Origin of the sequence: Pseudomonas nitroreducens (assembly GCF_010994165.1) — a bacterium.
Lineage (GTDB): Bacteria > Pseudomonadota > Gammaproteobacteria > Pseudomonadales > Pseudomonadaceae > Pseudomonas > Pseudomonas nitroreducens.
Window position 1 is genome coordinate 18562 of record NZ_WMBX01000008.1, and the last position, 14706, is coordinate 33267.

The 14706-nt window shown below is 64.0% G+C and carries 13 protein-coding genes; 7 read left to right on the top strand and 6 right to left on the bottom strand.

What is annotated here, in order from left to right; genetic code table 11:
- On the bottom strand, nucleotides 1-1455 hold the full coding sequence (gene thiI, locus GJV37_RS27840; protein ID WP_024766659.1) for a tRNA uracil 4-sulfurtransferase ThiI: 1455 nt from the start codon (nucleotides 1453-1455) through the stop codon (nucleotides 1-3).
- Nucleotides 1456-1787: 332 nt separating this feature from the next.
- On the opposite strand from thiI, the gene glnA reads away from it, so the two are divergent.
- Entirely contained in the window at nucleotides 1788-3197 is a 1410-nt protein-coding gene (gene glnA / locus GJV37_RS27845; protein WP_037012316.1) for a glutamate--ammonia ligase, read from the top strand.
- Nucleotides 3198-3364: 167 nt separating this feature from the next.
- On the opposite strand, the gene GJV37_RS27850 is transcribed toward glnA, so the two are convergent.
- Nucleotides 3365-5572 (bottom strand): mechanosensitive ion channel family protein, encoded by a 2208-nt coding sequence (locus GJV37_RS27850; protein WP_024766658.1) that lies wholly within the window; start codon nucleotides 5570-5572, stop codon nucleotides 3365-3367.
- Nucleotides 5573-5766: 194 nt separating this feature from the next.
- On the opposite strand from GJV37_RS27850, the gene GJV37_RS27855 reads away from it, so the two are divergent.
- The 4 genes from GJV37_RS27855 to ntrC all read left to right on the top strand — a co-directional run bounded on the left by GJV37_RS27855 (nucleotide 5767) and on the right by ntrC (nucleotide 9592).
- Entirely contained in the window at nucleotides 5767-6294 is a 528-nt protein-coding gene (locus GJV37_RS27855) for a DUF4124 domain-containing protein (protein WP_024766657.1), read from the top strand.
- Nucleotides 6295-6296: 2 nt separating this feature from the next.
- Complete coding sequence (locus GJV37_RS27860; protein ID WP_193453191.1) at nucleotides 6297-6875, top strand: DUF4124 domain-containing protein; 579 nt, start codon at nucleotides 6297-6299, stop codon at nucleotides 6873-6875.
- A gap of 207 nt (nucleotides 6876-7082) precedes the next feature.
- Nucleotides 7083-8159 carry a nitrogen regulation protein NR(II) gene (glnL, locus tag GJV37_RS27865; protein WP_024766655.1) on the top strand — a complete coding sequence of 359 codons (1077 nt, stop codon included), beginning with the start codon at nucleotides 7083-7085 and terminating at the stop codon, nucleotides 8157-8159.
- Nucleotides 8160-8161: 2 nt separating this feature from the next.
- Complete coding sequence (ntrC, locus tag GJV37_RS27870) at nucleotides 8162-9592, top strand: two-component system response regulator NtrC (protein ID WP_024766654.1); 1431 nt, start codon at nucleotides 8162-8164, stop codon at nucleotides 9590-9592.
- 403 nt (nucleotides 9593-9995) lie between these two features.
- Here ntrC and trmL read toward each other — a convergent pair whose 3' ends face one another.
- Nucleotides 9996-10457, bottom strand: a complete 462-nt coding sequence (trmL, locus tag GJV37_RS27875) for a tRNA (uridine(34)/cytosine(34)/5-carboxymethylaminomethyluridine(34)-2'-O)-methyltransferase TrmL (RefSeq protein ID WP_065086484.1) — start codon at nucleotides 10455-10457, stop codon at nucleotides 9996-9998.
- On the opposite strand from trmL, the gene GJV37_RS27880 reads away from it, so the two are divergent.
- Nucleotides 10456-10908: a hypothetical protein gene (locus tag GJV37_RS27880; RefSeq protein ID WP_170858981.1), complete on the top strand. Its 453-nt coding sequence runs from the start codon at nucleotides 10456-10458 to the stop codon at nucleotides 10906-10908. The two genes, trmL and GJV37_RS27880, sit on opposite strands and share 2 nt — an antisense overlap.
- A 790-nt stretch (nucleotides 10909-11698) precedes the next feature.
- Here the strand turns inward: GJV37_RS27880 and secB are convergent.
- Genes secB through GJV37_RS27895 form a run of 3 tightly spaced genes read right to left on the bottom strand, consistent with a single transcriptional unit; the run spans nucleotide 11699 to nucleotide 12897 of the window.
- Nucleotides 11699-12181 (bottom strand): protein-export chaperone SecB, encoded by a 483-nt coding sequence (gene secB, locus GJV37_RS27885; RefSeq protein ID WP_024762250.1) that lies wholly within the window; start codon nucleotides 12179-12181, stop codon nucleotides 11699-11701.
- 37 nt (nucleotides 12182-12218) lie between these two features.
- Nucleotides 12219-12473, bottom strand: a complete 255-nt coding sequence (gene grxC, locus GJV37_RS27890; protein WP_024762249.1) for a glutaredoxin 3 — start codon at nucleotides 12471-12473, stop codon at nucleotides 12219-12221.
- A 1-nt stretch (nucleotide 12474) separates the two neighbouring features.
- A complete protein-coding gene (locus tag GJV37_RS27895) occupies nucleotides 12475-12897 on the bottom strand; it encodes a rhodanese-like domain-containing protein (RefSeq protein ID WP_024762248.1) in 423 nt (140 codons plus the stop codon).
- A 145-nt stretch (nucleotides 12898-13042) separates the two neighbouring features.
- Here GJV37_RS27895 and gpmI point away from each other — a divergent pair, with 145 nt between their 5' ends.
- Nucleotides 13043-14578: a 2,3-bisphosphoglycerate-independent phosphoglycerate mutase gene (gpmI, locus tag GJV37_RS27900; protein WP_084359704.1), complete on the top strand. Its 1536-nt coding sequence runs from the start codon at nucleotides 13043-13045 to the stop codon at nucleotides 14576-14578.
- Nucleotides 14579-14706: the final 128 nt, after the last annotated feature.

The following is a 14706-nucleotide window of genomic DNA, read 5'->3' on the forward strand; positions in this document are numbered from 1 at the left end:
TTATTGCGGACGGTAAACACGCACATTGGTGTGCCCTTCGTTGACCAGGTGGTGGGCGTGCAGGCGGCTCATGACGCCCTTGTCGCAATACAGGAGGTACTGGCGGTTGGGGTCCAGTTCCTTGAACTTGCTGTTGATGGCGTAGAACGGCATCGGCAGGACTTCGATGCCCTCGATGGCCAGCGGTTCATCTTCCTGGGCATCCGGGTGACGGATGTCGATGACTATCTGGCCGGCCAACACTTCGTCGACCATCTCCACCGGCAGGTCCTTGCCGAGTTCGTCGATCACGCGGTCGACGGTCATCTGGGTGGAGCGTTCCAGGGCGCGGTCGAGCACGGCCATGTCGAACTTGGTTTCTTCGTAGTCGACGCGCTGCGGCTTGGCCTGGGTGGTCGGGTTCACCGAGATCACACCACAGTACTCGGGCATGTGCTTGGCGAACTCGGCGGTGCCGATCTTCGTCGCGGTATCGATGATGTCCTGCTTGTGGCTGACGATCAGCGGGCGCAGCACCAGGGTGTCGGTCACCCGGTCGATCACCGAGAGGTTCGGCAGAGTCTGGCTGGACACCTGGGAAATCGCCTCGCCGGTCACCAGCGCGTCGATCTCCAGGCGCTCGGCCACGCGGCTCGCGGCGCGCAGCATCATGCGCTTCAAGGTCACGCCCATGTAGCTGTCGTCGACCTTGGTGAGAATCTCGCCGACCACTTCCTCGAAAGGCACGCTGACGAACAGCACGCGCTGGGAGCTGCCGTACTTCTGCCACAGGTAGTGCGCGACTTCCATCACGCCCAGTTCGTGGGCACGGCCGCCGAGGTTGAAGAACACGAAGTGGCTGATCATGCCGCGGCGCATCATCTGGTAGGCCGCCACGGTGGAGTCGAAGCCGCCGGACATCAGCACCAGCACCTGCTCCAGCGCGCCCAGCGGATAGCCGCCCAGGCCCTCGTGCTGAGCGTGGATGACATAGAGGCGGTCGTGGCGGATTTCCACGCGCACTTCCACTTCCGGGTTCTTCAGCGATACGCCCGCCGCACCGCAGTGCTGGCGCAGGCCGCCGCCGACATAACGCTCCACATCTATAGAGGTGAAGGGATGCTTGCCGGCGCGCTTGCAGCGCATGGAGAACACTTTGCCCAGCAGCTTGTCGCCGAAGTGCTGTTTGCACTTCTCGAGGATGTCGTCGAAATCGCCCAGCGGGTACTCATGCACTTCCAGGAAGTGGCCGATGCCCGGCGTGCAAGTCAGCCGCTCGATCATCTCGCGCAGGGCCTTGGGGTCGGTGACCCTGGTCTCGACCTCGAGGTTGTCCCACTCGCCTTCGACCATCAGCTCGGGGTCGAGGTCGCGGAGCACCGTGCGAATGTTCTTCGCCAGTTGCCGGATGAAGCGCTTGCGCACCGGCCGGCTCTTGATGGTGATTTCCTGGAAGACCTTGACGATGAGTTTCATGCGAATCGGGCGATTGCCATGGGACTGAAAAAAAGGGGCGGAATTATATCCGAAATTGCTCAAGACTTGAGCAGAAATCAGAGACTTTCTTTTTTGTGCACCAAAATGGACTTGTGCACCACCATGGAGCACCAAAGCAGTGCAGAGAAACGGCGCAGTTCGCCGCAACACCCGCCACAGCCCGCATTTTCAGGGGCCCTGCCCGTTTACGGGCACTGGCACGCAACTTGCTCTCTTGTGAGGCAGGTTGCCCTGGCGGAGTATTCCGGCCGGCATCACCCGATACTGGGGCACGAAAAAGCTCCCAGCTCTAATCCCTCCTGGAGGACAGCATGTCGTACAAGTCGCAACAACTGATCAAAGATCATGACGTGAAGTGGGTTGACCTGCGCTTCACCGATACCAAAGGCAAGCAGCAGCACGTCACCATGCCCGCCCGCGACGCCCTGGACGATGAATTCTTCGAAGCCGGCAAGATGTTCGACGGTTCCTCCATCGCTGGTTGGAAAGGCATCGAAGCCTCCGACATGATCCTGCTCCCGGACGACAGCACCGCCGTGCTCGACCCGTTCACCGAAGAGCCGACGCTGATCCTGGTCTGCGACATCATCGAGCCGAGCACCATGCAGGGCTATGAGCGCGACCCGCGCAACATCGCCAAGCGCGCCGAGGAATACCTGAAGTCCACCGGCATCGGCGACACCGTCTTCGTCGGCCCGGAGCCGGAGTTCTTCATCTTCGACGAAGTGAAGTTCAAGTCCGACATCTCCGGCTCGATGTTCAAGATCTTCTCCGAGCAGGCTTCCTGGAACACCGACGCCGACATCGAGACCGGCAACAAAGGTCACCGTCCGGGCGTTAAAGGCGGCTACTTCCCGGTGCCGCCGGTCGACCACGACCACGAAATCCGTACCGCCATGTGCAACGCTCTGGAAGAAATGGGCCTGACCGTGGAAGTTCACCACCACGAAGTGGCCACCGCCGGCCAGAACGAGATCGGTGTGAAGTTCAACACCCTCGTTGCCAAGGCTGACGAAGTGCAGACCCTGAAGTACTGCATCCACAACGTGGCCGACGCCTACGGCAAGACCGTGACCTTCATGCCGAAGCCGCTGTACGGCGACAACGGCTCGGGCATGCACGTGCACATGTCCATCTCCAAGGATGGCAAGAACACCTTCGCGGGCGAAGGCTATGCCGGCCTGTCCGACACCGCCCTGTACTTCATCGGCGGCATCATCAAGCACGGCAAGGCCCTGAACGGCTTCACCAACCCGGCCACCAACTCCTACAAGCGTCTGGTTCCGGGCTTCGAAGCCCCGGTCATGCTGGCCTACTCGGCCCGTAACCGTTCCGCCTCGATCCGCATCCCGTACGTTTCCAGCCCGAAAGCCCGCCGCATCGAAGCGCGCTTCCCGGACCCGGCTGCCAACCCCTACCTGTGCTTCGCCGCTCTGCTGATGGCCGGCCTGGACGGCATCCAGAACAAGATTCACCCCGGCGATGCCGCCGACAAGAACCTGTACGACCTGCCGCCGGAAGAGGCGAAGGAAATCCCGCAGGTGTGCGGCAGCCTGAAAGAGGCGCTGGAAGAACTCGACAAGGGCCGTGCGTTCCTGACCAAGGGCGGCGTGTTCACCGACGAGTTCATCGATGCCTACATCGAGCTGAAGTCGGAAGAAGAAATCAAGGTGCGTACCTTCGTGCACCCGCTGGAATACGACCTGTACTACAGCGTCTGATCCACGAATACCTATAAATAGCGACAGCATTAAGGCCTCCTTCGGGAGGCCTTTTTTATGCCTGCAGAAAAACGCCGCAGCTCATCCCCGCAGGAGCGAGCCAGCTCGCGAACCGCCTGGCACTGATCTGATCGCGAGCAGGCCCGTTTCTGCAACGGGAGGCCGGGTCAGATACCACCGTCCGCCGGCACGCCCTGTTCCTCGTCGTCCTCGCGGCGCGATTTGCGCATGCGCGAAAGCTGCACGTTCAGGCGCGGCATGGAGAGCTCCAGCCCGGCCTTGTCGAGCTTCTGCCGCAGGCGCAGGTTGAACGCCCGCTGTACTTCCCACTGGCGGATCGGCGCGGTCTTGAAGCGGAAGCGCAGGATCGCCTGGCCGGCATCGAAGCTCTCGATACCCTGGATTTCCAGTGGCGACCAGATGGCGCGGTTGATGGTGCGGTCGGTGCGCAGCTCGCCGGAGACTTCCTTGACCAGCGCCAGCGCGTCGTCGATCGGCATGCTCGCCGGCACCGGCCAGCGGAACATGGCGTAGCCGAACTGGCGCGAGTAGTTCTTGATGCTCTTGATCTCGCTGAACGGGATGGTGTGCACCACGCCGTCCAGGTCGCGCAGGCGCACGGTGCGGATGGTCAGGCCCTCCACCGTGCCGAGGTGGCCGCCGACGTCGACGTAGTCGTCGATGGACAGCGAGTCCTCGATGATGATGAACAGGCCGGTAATCAAATCCGCCACCAGCGATTGCGCGCCGAAACCGATGGCCAGGCCGATCACACCGGCACCGGCGAGCAGCGGCGTGACGTTCATGCCCATGTTGGCCAGGGCGACGATCAGGGCGATCACCGCGATGGTCACGAACAGTACGTTGCGGATCAGCGGCAGCATGGTCAGGGCGCGGGCATTGGCGCTCTTCTTGCCGCCCAGTCCGAGGCTGTGCTGCACGGCGGTGTCCGTGAGGATCCAGACCAGCCAGGCGACCAGCAGGGTGGTGCCGAAGCTGAACAGCTTGAGGCTGATCTGCGAGCCGTCGCCCTCGGCGAAGCGGATCAGCGACATGCCCCAGACGCGCAGGCCGATCTCCAGGAAGAACAGCAGGCTGGCGATGTGCAGCAGCGTGTAGCCGAAGCTCTGCAATTGCTCGATGTAGGGCGCATGGCGACGCGCACCGCGCCGGGCAGAGCGCTGGTGCGCGCGACGGATCAGGCCGTTGACGGTCATCGCCACCACCGCCACGACGGCGCAGACCAGGGCCCGGCGCAGTGCGTAGCTGCTGTCGCCGGCAGTAACGATGGTGGCGAATAGCGAAATGCCCACCAGCACCAGCACCGGCAGGAACCAGATCGAGCCGATCAGCTCGACCAGGTCGCTCAGGCCGCGGCGCTTGAGCCGGCGTTCCAGCGGCTGGTTGCGGATCAGGTGTGCGATGGGGCGGCGGAACTGCAGGACGAACAGCGCGGTGAGCAGCGCCGCGCAGATGTTCGCCACCGAACCGACGAACAGCGAGATGTTCATGCCCAGGCTCTCGATGACGCGCGGGTCGTGCATCACCTCGCCCAGTGCGGCGAGGCTGCCGATCAGCCAGAGCGGACGGAAGGCCCGACGGCGCAGGATATCCAGCGCGCGCATGCGGTGCGGACCGCTGAGCAGCGACAGGGAGATCACGCAAAGGGCGGAGAACAGCGTGCCGCACACCAGGGTGTAAGCGATCACCATCGCCACCAGTTTGCCGAGCGAGCTGGGCAGGACAACCGACAGGTAGACGGTAATCAGGAAGGCGACCAGCCAGGGGCCCAGTTTGCGCAAGGCGAACAGCAGCAGGTCGCGGGTCTTGGGATGCTGTGGCAGCTCGTCTTCCAGGCCGAAGCGCTTGCGCATGCGCCCGGCGATCCAGCGCAGGCCGAGGGCGACGCAGGCCCAGATGAGGATGACCAGGGCAAAATCGAGGATCATCCCCGGCCATTCCGCCAGCGACGGCGTACGCACTTCCAGTTCGTAGCCCGCCCCCTGGAACAGCTCGGCCCAGCGCACCATCGGGCTGTTGGCGCCTTCGAACTGCTTCTCCAGGCTGCCCAGGGTATCGCCGATCAGGCCGAGCACGCCGCCCTGCTCCTGTGCACCCTTCTGCGTCGCATCGCGCAGCTGCTTGAGTTTCTTCAGCAGATCGCCGCGCTGCTGGTCATTCTCCAGGGTCTTGATCACCTGGTTCAGCGACTGCTCCAGCTGGGCATCGCTGACCTTGGCCTCGCCACCGCCCGTCACCCCGGCCAGCGGCCCGGGTAGCGCCGCCAGCACAGGACCGGCGGCGGACAAGCCGAGGCCCAGGCAGCACAGCAGCAGCCACTGACGAAGCAGGTAACGAATCGAAATCACAGGCACACCCCACACCGATGGAAAATGACGCTCGCCCGCATCATACAGACGCGGGCGCCAGGCTCGGACCCGTCCCGCGCGGGAAAGGTCCTTCGACGAGCAGCAGCGCACAACGCGCGGCACCCTGCTGAAAGACAATAGGCAACTTGCCAGCCGCCGTCGGCGGTGCAAGGCTTGGCACGACCATCCGGAGATTCTTCATGCGCCTGATCCTTACCGCCCTGCTGCTCGCCGCCGCATTGCCAGCCAGCGCGCAGATCTACAAGTACACCGACGCCAACGGCAAGACGGTGTTCACCAACCAGCCGCCGACCAACGTCGACGCCAAGCCCGTGGAATTGCCACCGACCAACACTGTCGGCCCGCAGGCTCCCATCGTCCCCGCCGTCAGCGGCAGCCAGAACCAGCCTGCCGGTGCCTATGCCATTCTCGCCCTGAGCAACCTGCCGAACGACGAAGCGCTGCGCCAGAACAACGGTACTTTCACGGTGAACGTCGTGGTGCAGCCGCCCCTGGCGCCGGATCATCAATTGCAGCTGTTGCTCGACGGCCAGCCCTACGGCGTCCCGACCAGCAGCACCAGCATCGGCCTGCAGAACATCGACCGTGGCGATCACACCCTGGCTGTCCAGGTGCTGCAGGGCAGCCGGGTGATCCAGGCCAGCAGTCCGGTGAGCTTCACCCTGCAACGCATCAGCACCAACAGCCCTGCGCGCAAGGCCAACTGACGATGCGTCATCTGGTGGTTTTCCTGCTCTCGGTACTGTTCTGCCTCTCGGCCAGTGCCGAGGTCTACACCTACATCGACAAGGACGGCAATCGCGTCTTCACTGACCAGCCGCCGCGCGGCAACGCGCAGAAGCTGCAACTGGCGCCGACCAACTCCCAGCCCGGCTCGCCCAACGGCGTGCAGATGCCGCCGCCGCTCTACGCACCGGCCACTCCCGCGCTGCCGCCCGGCCCGCCGGCCTACCAGTTGCTGCGCATCATCGTGCCGGAGCCCGATGCCACCGTACGCGCCAATGACGGGGCCCTGATCGTTTCCGCCACCAGCGACCCAGCCCTGTTGCCCGGCCACCTCTACCGCCTGCTGCTGGACGGCAAGCCGGTCGGCGACCCTGGCCGCAGCCCGGTCTTCCCGCTGAACAACATCGATCGCGGCACTCACCAGCTGTCGGTGGAAATCATCGACACCCTCGGGCGCACCATCGAGCAGACGCCCAACCAGCCCTTCCACATGATCCGCGTTTCCGTGGCCGACTCGCTCGACCTCGACCGCAGCCAACCGTTCAGCGCCGACCGTCGCTGACGGCGGCGTGCGACCAGCCACAAATGCACCATATCGGTGCATATGCCTGCACCACTTTCTATACTCTCCCCATTTCGGGTCACTCCCGCTGAGCGGATTGGCCGCCTGCGCACCGCAAATCAGCGCGATGCCGCGAAATACGCGTCTTTTCAGGGCCTGGTTTGCTTCTTGCATTTTCCCGCACAGTCTTGAGACATCTCCTACGCCATGCCTACAGAAACCCAGCTCCGCCTGTTGCTCGACAACCTCACCACGGCGGTGATCCTGCTCAACGCCGAGCTGCGCCTGGAGTACATGAACCCGGCAGCGGAAATGCTGCTGGCAGTCAGTGGCCAGCGCAGCCATGGGCAATTCATCAGCGAGCTGTTCACCGAATCGCCCGAGGCACTGCAGTCGCTGCGCCAGGCCGTGGAAGAGGCGCACCCCTTCACCAAGCGCGAAGCGACCCTGACCTCGCTGACCGGCCAGACCATCACCGTCGACTACGCGGTGACGCCGATTCTCGACCGTCGCGACACCCTGCTGCTACTCGAAGTCCACCCTCGCGACCGGCTGCTGCGGATCACCAAGGAAGAGGCGCAACTGTCCAAGCAGGAGACCACCAAGCTCCTGGTGCGCGGCCTGGCCCATGAGATCAAGAACCCGCTGGGTGGGATTCGTGGTGCGGCGCAGCTGCTTTCCCGCGAGCTGCCGGACGAATCGCTCAAGGACTACACCAACGTCATCATCGAGGAAGCCGACCGGCTGAGGAACCTGGTGGACCGCATGCTCGGCTCCAACAAGCTCCCGCAGCTCTCGGTGACCAACGTCCACGAAGTGCTGGAGCGCGTCTGCAGCCTCGTCGAAGCCGAAACCCAGGGCACCATTCCGCTGGTACGCGACTACGACCCGAGCATCCCGGATCTGCTGATCGACCGCGAGCAGATGATCCAGGCGGTGCTCAACATCGTGCGCAACGCCATGCAGGCGATCGCCGCGCAGAACGAACTCAAGCTGGGGCGCATCACCCTGCGCACCCGCACCCTGCGTCAGTTCACCATCGGCCACACGCGCCATCGCCTCGTGTGCAAGGTCGAGATCATCGACAACGGCCCCGGCATTCCGGCTGAACTGCAGGACACCATCTTCTATCCCATGGTCAGCGGCCGCGCCGACGGCACCGGCCTGGGCCTCGCCATCACCCAGAACATCATCAGCCAGCACCAGGGCTTGATCGAATGCGAGAGCCATCCCGGCCACACCGTGTTCAGTCTGTTCCTGCCCCTGGAACAAGGAGTCCATTGACCATGAGCCGATCAGAGACCGTCTGGATCGTCGACGACGACCGCTCCATCCGCTGGGTGCTGGAAAAAGCCCTGCAGCAGGAAGGCATGACCACCGTCAGCTTCGACAGCGCCGACAGCGTGATGAGCCGCCTGGGCCGGCAACAACCGGACGTGATCATCTCCGACATCCGCATGCCCGGTTCCAGCGGCCTGGATTTGCTGGCGCAGATCCGCGAGGTGCACCCGCGCCTGCCGGTGATCATCATGACTGCGCATTCGGACCTGGACAGCGCCGTGGCCTCCTACCAGGGCGGCGCCTTCGAATACCTGCCCAAGCCGTTCGACGTCGACGAGGCCGTCTCCCTGGTCAAGCGCGCCAACCAGCACGCCCAGGAGCAGCAGGGCCTGGAAGCCCCGGCCAACCAGACACGCACCCCGGAGATCATCGGCGAGGCGCCGGCGATGCAGGAAGTATTCCGCGCCATTGGCCGCCTCTCCCACTCCAACATCACCGTGCTGATCAACGGCGAATCGGGCACCGGCAAGGAGCTGGTCGCCCACGCCCTGCACCGCCACAGCCCGCGCGCGGCTTCGCCGTTCATCGCGCTGAACATGGCGGCGATCCCCAAGGATCTGATGGAGTCCGAACTGTTCGGCCACGAGAAAGGCGCCTTCACCGGCGCAGCCAACCAGCGGCGCGGCCGCTTCGAGCAGGCCGATGGCGGTTCGCTGTTCCTCGACGAAATCGGCGACATGCCGGCCGACACCCAGACCCGCCTGTTGCGCGTACTGGCCGACGGCGAGTTCTACCGGGTGGGTGGCCACACCCCGGTGAAGGTGGACGTGCGGATCATCGCCGCCACTCACCAGAACCTGGAAAACCTGGTGCGCGAAGGCAAGTTCCGCGAGGACCTGTTCCACCGCCTGAACGTCATCCGGGTGCACATTCCGCGCCTGGCCGACCGCCGCGAGGACATCCCGGCACTGGCCCGACACTTCCTTTCCCGCGCGGCGCAGGAGCTGGCAGTCGAGCCGAAGCTGCTCAAGCCGGAAACCGAGGAATACCTGAAGAACCTCGGCTGGCCGGGCAACGTGCGCCAGCTGGAGAACACCTGCCGCTGGATCACCGTCATGGCTTCGGGCCGTGAGGTGCATATCGACGACCTGCCGCCGGAGCTGATGACCCAGCCGCAGGACAGCGTGCCGGCCGCCAACTGGGAGCAGGCGTTGCGCCATTGGGCCGACCAGGCACTGGGACGCGGGCAGTCGAACCTGCTGGACACCGCCGTGCCGGCGTTCGAGCGGATCATGATCGAGACCGCGCTCAAGCACACCGCCGGCCGCCGCCGCGACGCCGCCGTGCTGCTGGGCTGGGGCCGTAATACCCTGACTCGCAAGATCAAGGAACTGGGCATGAAGATCGACGGCCCGGACGAGGACGGCGACGACTGAAGTCGTTCCACTGGAAAGGGGCCGAAGGCCCCTTTTTCTTGTGTTGCCGTGCCAAACCCCGCAGCGCGGTGCGGGGCTGACCGCTCGCGGACGAAGTCCGCTCCTTCACAGTTGGCGAGCGCGTCATTGGCTGTAAGTGGGGGCCACGGCCGCCATCAATGCCCATTAAACCAGGTCACATCCCGGTAGCATTTACCCCCAGAACCTGTGGATAACACTGTGCACGGAACGGGGAAGGAACGTGCTACAGCCCAGAGCATGCGCGGTCTGGGAGTTTGCTCGGTTTCTGTGCAGGAATTTGCGGGTTGCCCACATCGGCTGTGCGCCTGCCTGTGGATAAGCTTGGGGCAAGCCGCTGCGCTTCACGCCCGACGCGGGTTGGCGTGGGCCGTACAAAAAACGCTCAGTCCATGGCGAAGCCGTGTTGACGCCAGGCTTCATAGACGGTCACGGCGACGGTATTGGACAGGTTCAGGCTGCGGCAACCCGGACGCATCGGCAGGCGCACGCGCTGCTCCGGCGGCAGCGCGTCACGCACTTCCTCGGGCAGCCCACGGCTTTCCGGACCGAAGAGGAAAGCGTCGCCACGCTCGTAGGCCACTTCATGGAATGGCTGCGAACCCTTGGTGGTGAAGGCGAACAGGCGCGGGCGGCCGAGCTGTTCCAGGCATTGCTCGAGGCTCGCGTAGCGCCGCACGCTGGCGTACTCGTGGTAATCCAGCCCGGCGCGACGCAGGCGCTTGTCGTCCAGCTCGAAGCCCAGCGGCTCGATCAGGTGCAGGCTTGCGCCCGCGTTGGCGCACAGCCTGATAATGTTGCCGGTGTTGGGGGGAATTTCCGGTTGAAAAAGGATTACGTGGAACATGCAGCGCTCCGAGCCTGAGAACGGCGGGCATTCTACTCCCGCAAAGGAGCAAATGCGGCCCAGGCCCTGGCTGAAAGTGATGGTTTCACTGAGTGTGCTGGGCCTGCTGCTGGGCCTGATGATAGGCCGCCTGGTCAATCCGCCGCACGAAGGGCCAACCCGGATCCTCGCCATAGAGCCTGCGACCGATGGCCTGGTACTCACCCTGGACGCGCAGCCGGCCGTTCGCGCCGGCCATCAGGACGGCGCACTGGTGCTGCAGATCGAAGCCGTTGCCACGGCACAGCAGGGGCAACTGCGGATCGATGATGCGCCGGTGCGCTGGAGACTGGAGCCGCAAGGAGAAGGGCTTCTGCTGACGCTGCTGTCGACCCGGCGCCTGCAAGGTACCTGGGACAGCACCGAAGTCGAGGGCCGGTGGCGCCTGACCATCAGCGCGCGGCCCGAATAAAAGCGGGGTATTCCCGGCCTGCCTGGTCCGGGGCCCCGAAGTGGGAGGCGAAGCCTTCGAGCGAAGGTTCGCGGGCATAAAAGAGGGGTTTCCCCGGCCTGCCTGTACCAGGACCCCTAACGGGTGCGCAGGGCGCCGTGGCACGCCTGCGGGCATAAAAAGGGGGCTTTCCCGGCCTGCCTGTACCAGGACCCCCGAACCGGCTGCGACGGCCGCCGCTTCGGGCTGCACGCTCGCAAGATGTAAAAGAGGGGTTCCCCAGCCTGCCTGTACCGAGGCCCCTGAAATCGCTGTTGTCAGGGGTATTGCAGAGGGCGTGCCAAAATCGGCCCAGGGCCTTGACGGCGAGCGGAGGCACGACACGAAAAGACCCTACAGGCCTTGCCGCATAAGGCTTTCAGCGATTTCTACCCGATAACTGAAACGCGCTGACGGCAGCACTCCCCAGACATTTCCCGGCGCGTCGAGTGTCGCTGCACCTGCGCCCTGCTAGTGCGCATGCACCAAACTTGAACGCTCAGCCCGCATTTCCTTTCTACAGGAGCGAGCTTGCTCGCGAACGCCGGACTCCCTCAGCTACAGCCAGACTGTTCGCAAGCAAGCGCGCTCCCACGAAGAGCAGCAGCGCTTACCCACAGCAACTCTGAGCAACCGACGGAACAGCCTGTGGATAACCATGCACAGGCCATGCGGCTCGTAGCTCGCACAATGTTGTGCAAATTTTGACCACCCCAGATCGCAGGCAAAGAAAAAGGCGCCCGAAGGCGCCTTTCTCGTCGGGCGTCAGTGATTACTGAGCCGGGATCTCGCCGGAAGCCTGCATACGGGCAATTTCCTGCGCGTACAGCGCATCGAAGTTCACCGGGGACAGCATCAGCGCCGGGAAAGAACCGCGGACAACCAGGCTGTCCAGGGTTTCGCGAGCGTACGGGAAGAGGATGTTCGGGCAGAAGGCACCCAGGGTGTGGCTCATGCTGGAAGCGTCCAGGCCCTTGATCAGGAAGATGCCGGCCTGCTGCACCTCAACGATGAAAGCGGTTTCCTCGTTGTTCTTCACGGTCACCGAAACGGTCAGGACCACTTCGTAGAAGTCGCCGTCCAGCTGCTTCTGACGGGTGTTCAGGTCCATCGAAATGGCCGGCTGCCACTCCTGGCGGAAGATTTCCGGAGCCTTGGGGGCCTCGAAGGAGAGGTCGCGTACGTAGATGCGCTGCAGCGAGAACTGCGGGTTGTTGTCTTGTTCGGCTGCGCCGTTGCTGGCTTGTTCAGTCATTTCGGGACCTTCTTGTGCATCGTTTCAGAATGAGGGATCACGCCGAGAGCAGCGTATCCAGCTTGCCCGCGCGTTCCAGCGCGTAAAGATCGTCGCAGCCGCCGATGTGGGTTCCGTCGATCCAGATCTGCGGCACCGAAGTGCGGCCCGCCTTGCTGGCCATCTCGGCGCGAACGCCAGGCTTGCCGTCCACGGAGATTTCCTCGTAGGCGACACCCTTCTTGTCCAGCAGGGCCTTGGCGCGGATGCAATAAGGGCACCACGCGCTGGTGTAGATCAAGGTCGACGGCATCTCACTTCACCAGGGGCAGGTTGTCGCCACGCCAGCTGCCGATACCGCCGGAAAGCTTGGCGGCGGTGTAGCCAGCCTTCTGCAGCACGCTGCACCAGGTGCCCGAGTGCTGCCCCATGCCATCGACCACGATGATGGTCTTGGCCTTGTGTTTGTCCAGCTCGCTCATGCGGGCGTTCAGCTTGTCCGCCGGGATATTCAGAGCACCGACGATGTGACCGGTGGTGAACTCCTTGGTGGGACGGATATCCAGCACCACGGCCTGCTCGGCGTTGACCATGGCAGTCAGCTCGCGGGTGGACAGCGCGCGGCCGCCCTTGCGCATTTCGTGCAGGGCCAGCAGTACCAGCAGGATGACCAGGGCACCGACCAGCAGGTAGTGGTGGGTGGCGAATTCGATCAGACGAGGAAGAAACGAAGACATGCGCAGGACATCCAGACGTAAAAATGCCGGCCAGTATACACGCGCGTATCTGACGGCTGAACCCTAGGGATCATGGCGTCTGTCGGCACCAAAAGGTAAAATATGTGTCCTTTTCTGACCCCTATTCTCGGAAAGAGCCGTAACTATGACTGCAACGCCCAAACCGCTGGTCCTGATCATTCTGGACGGCTTCGGCCATAGCGAGAGCCCGGAATACAACGCCATCTATGCCGCGAAGAAGCCCAACTGGGACCGCCTGCTGGCCAGCCAGCCCAACGGCCTGATCTCAGGCTCCGGCATGGACGTCGGCCTGCCCGACGGCCAGATGGGCAACTCCGAGGTCGGCCACATGAACCTGGGCGCAGGCCGTGTCGTCTACCAGGACTTCACCCGCGTCACCAAGGCCATCCGCGATGGCGAGTTCTTCCAGAACCCCGTGCTGACTGGCGCCGTGGACAAGGCAGCGAATGCCGGAAAGGCCGTGCACATCCTCGGCCTGCTTTCCGACGGTGGCGTACACAGCCACCAGGACCACCTGATCGCCATGGCCGAGCTGGCCGCCCAGCGTGGCGCCGAGAAAATCTACCTGCACGCCTTCCTCGACGGTCGCGACACGCCGCCCAGGAGCGCCGAGCCGTCGCTGAAGCTGCTCGACGACGCCTTCGCCCGCATCGGCAAGGGCCGTACCGCCAGCATCATCGGCCGCTACTTCGCCATGGACCGCGACAATCGCTGGGACCGCGTCGAAGCCGCCTACAACCTGATCACCGACGGCACTGCCGAATTCACCGCCGAGACCGCCGAGGGCGCGCTGAACGCCGCCTACGAGCGCGGTGAGAGCGACGAATTCGTCAAGGCCACCCGCATCGGCGCACAGGTGCGGGTGGAAGATGGCGATGCCGTGGTCTTCATGAACTTCCGCGCCGACCGTGCCCGCGAGCTGTCGCGCGCCTTCGTCGAGCCGGGCTTCAAGGAATTCCCGCGCCAGCGCGAGCTGCACCTGGCCGAATACGTGATGCTGACCCAGTACGCGGCGAGCATTCCGGCCCCCTGCGCGTTCAAGCCCGAATCCCTGGACAACGTCCTGGGCGAATACCTGGCCAAGAACGGCAAGACCCAGCTGCGCATCGCCGAGACCGAGAAGTACGCCCATGTGACCTTCTTCTTCTCCGGCGGCCGTGAAGAGCCGTTCGAAGGCGAAGAACGCATCCTCATCCCCTCGCCCAAGGTCGCCACCTATGACCTGCAGCCGGAAATGAGCGCGCCGGAGGTCACCGACAAGATCGTCGACGCCATCGAGAACCAGCGCTTCGACGTGATCATCGTCAACTACGCCAACGGCGACATGGTCGGCCACACCGGCGTGTTCGAAGCCGCGGTGAAAGCCGTCGAGTGCCTGGATACCTGCGTCGGTCGCATCGTCGAGGCGCTGGACAAGGTCGGCGGCGAAGCGCTGATCACCGCCGACCACGGCAACGTCGAGCAGATGGAAGACGCCATGACCGGCCAGGCGCACACCGCGCACACCTGCGAGCCGGTGCCCTTCGTCTATGTCGGCAAGCGCAAGCTGAGCATCCGCGAGGGCGGCGTACTCGCCGATGTGGCCCCGACCCTGCTGAACCTGATGGGTCTGGAGCAGCCAAAAGAGATGACCGGGAAATCGATCGTCACCCTGCTTTAATGGCTGTCGATCTGGCGGGAACGTGAGCCACCTCCCGTCGGTCAGAGCAAACGCCCCACGCCATGCGGCCTGGGGCGTTTTTTTTAATGCCCGCCACGGGCATACTAGGCCGTCCAGACTTCAGGTCC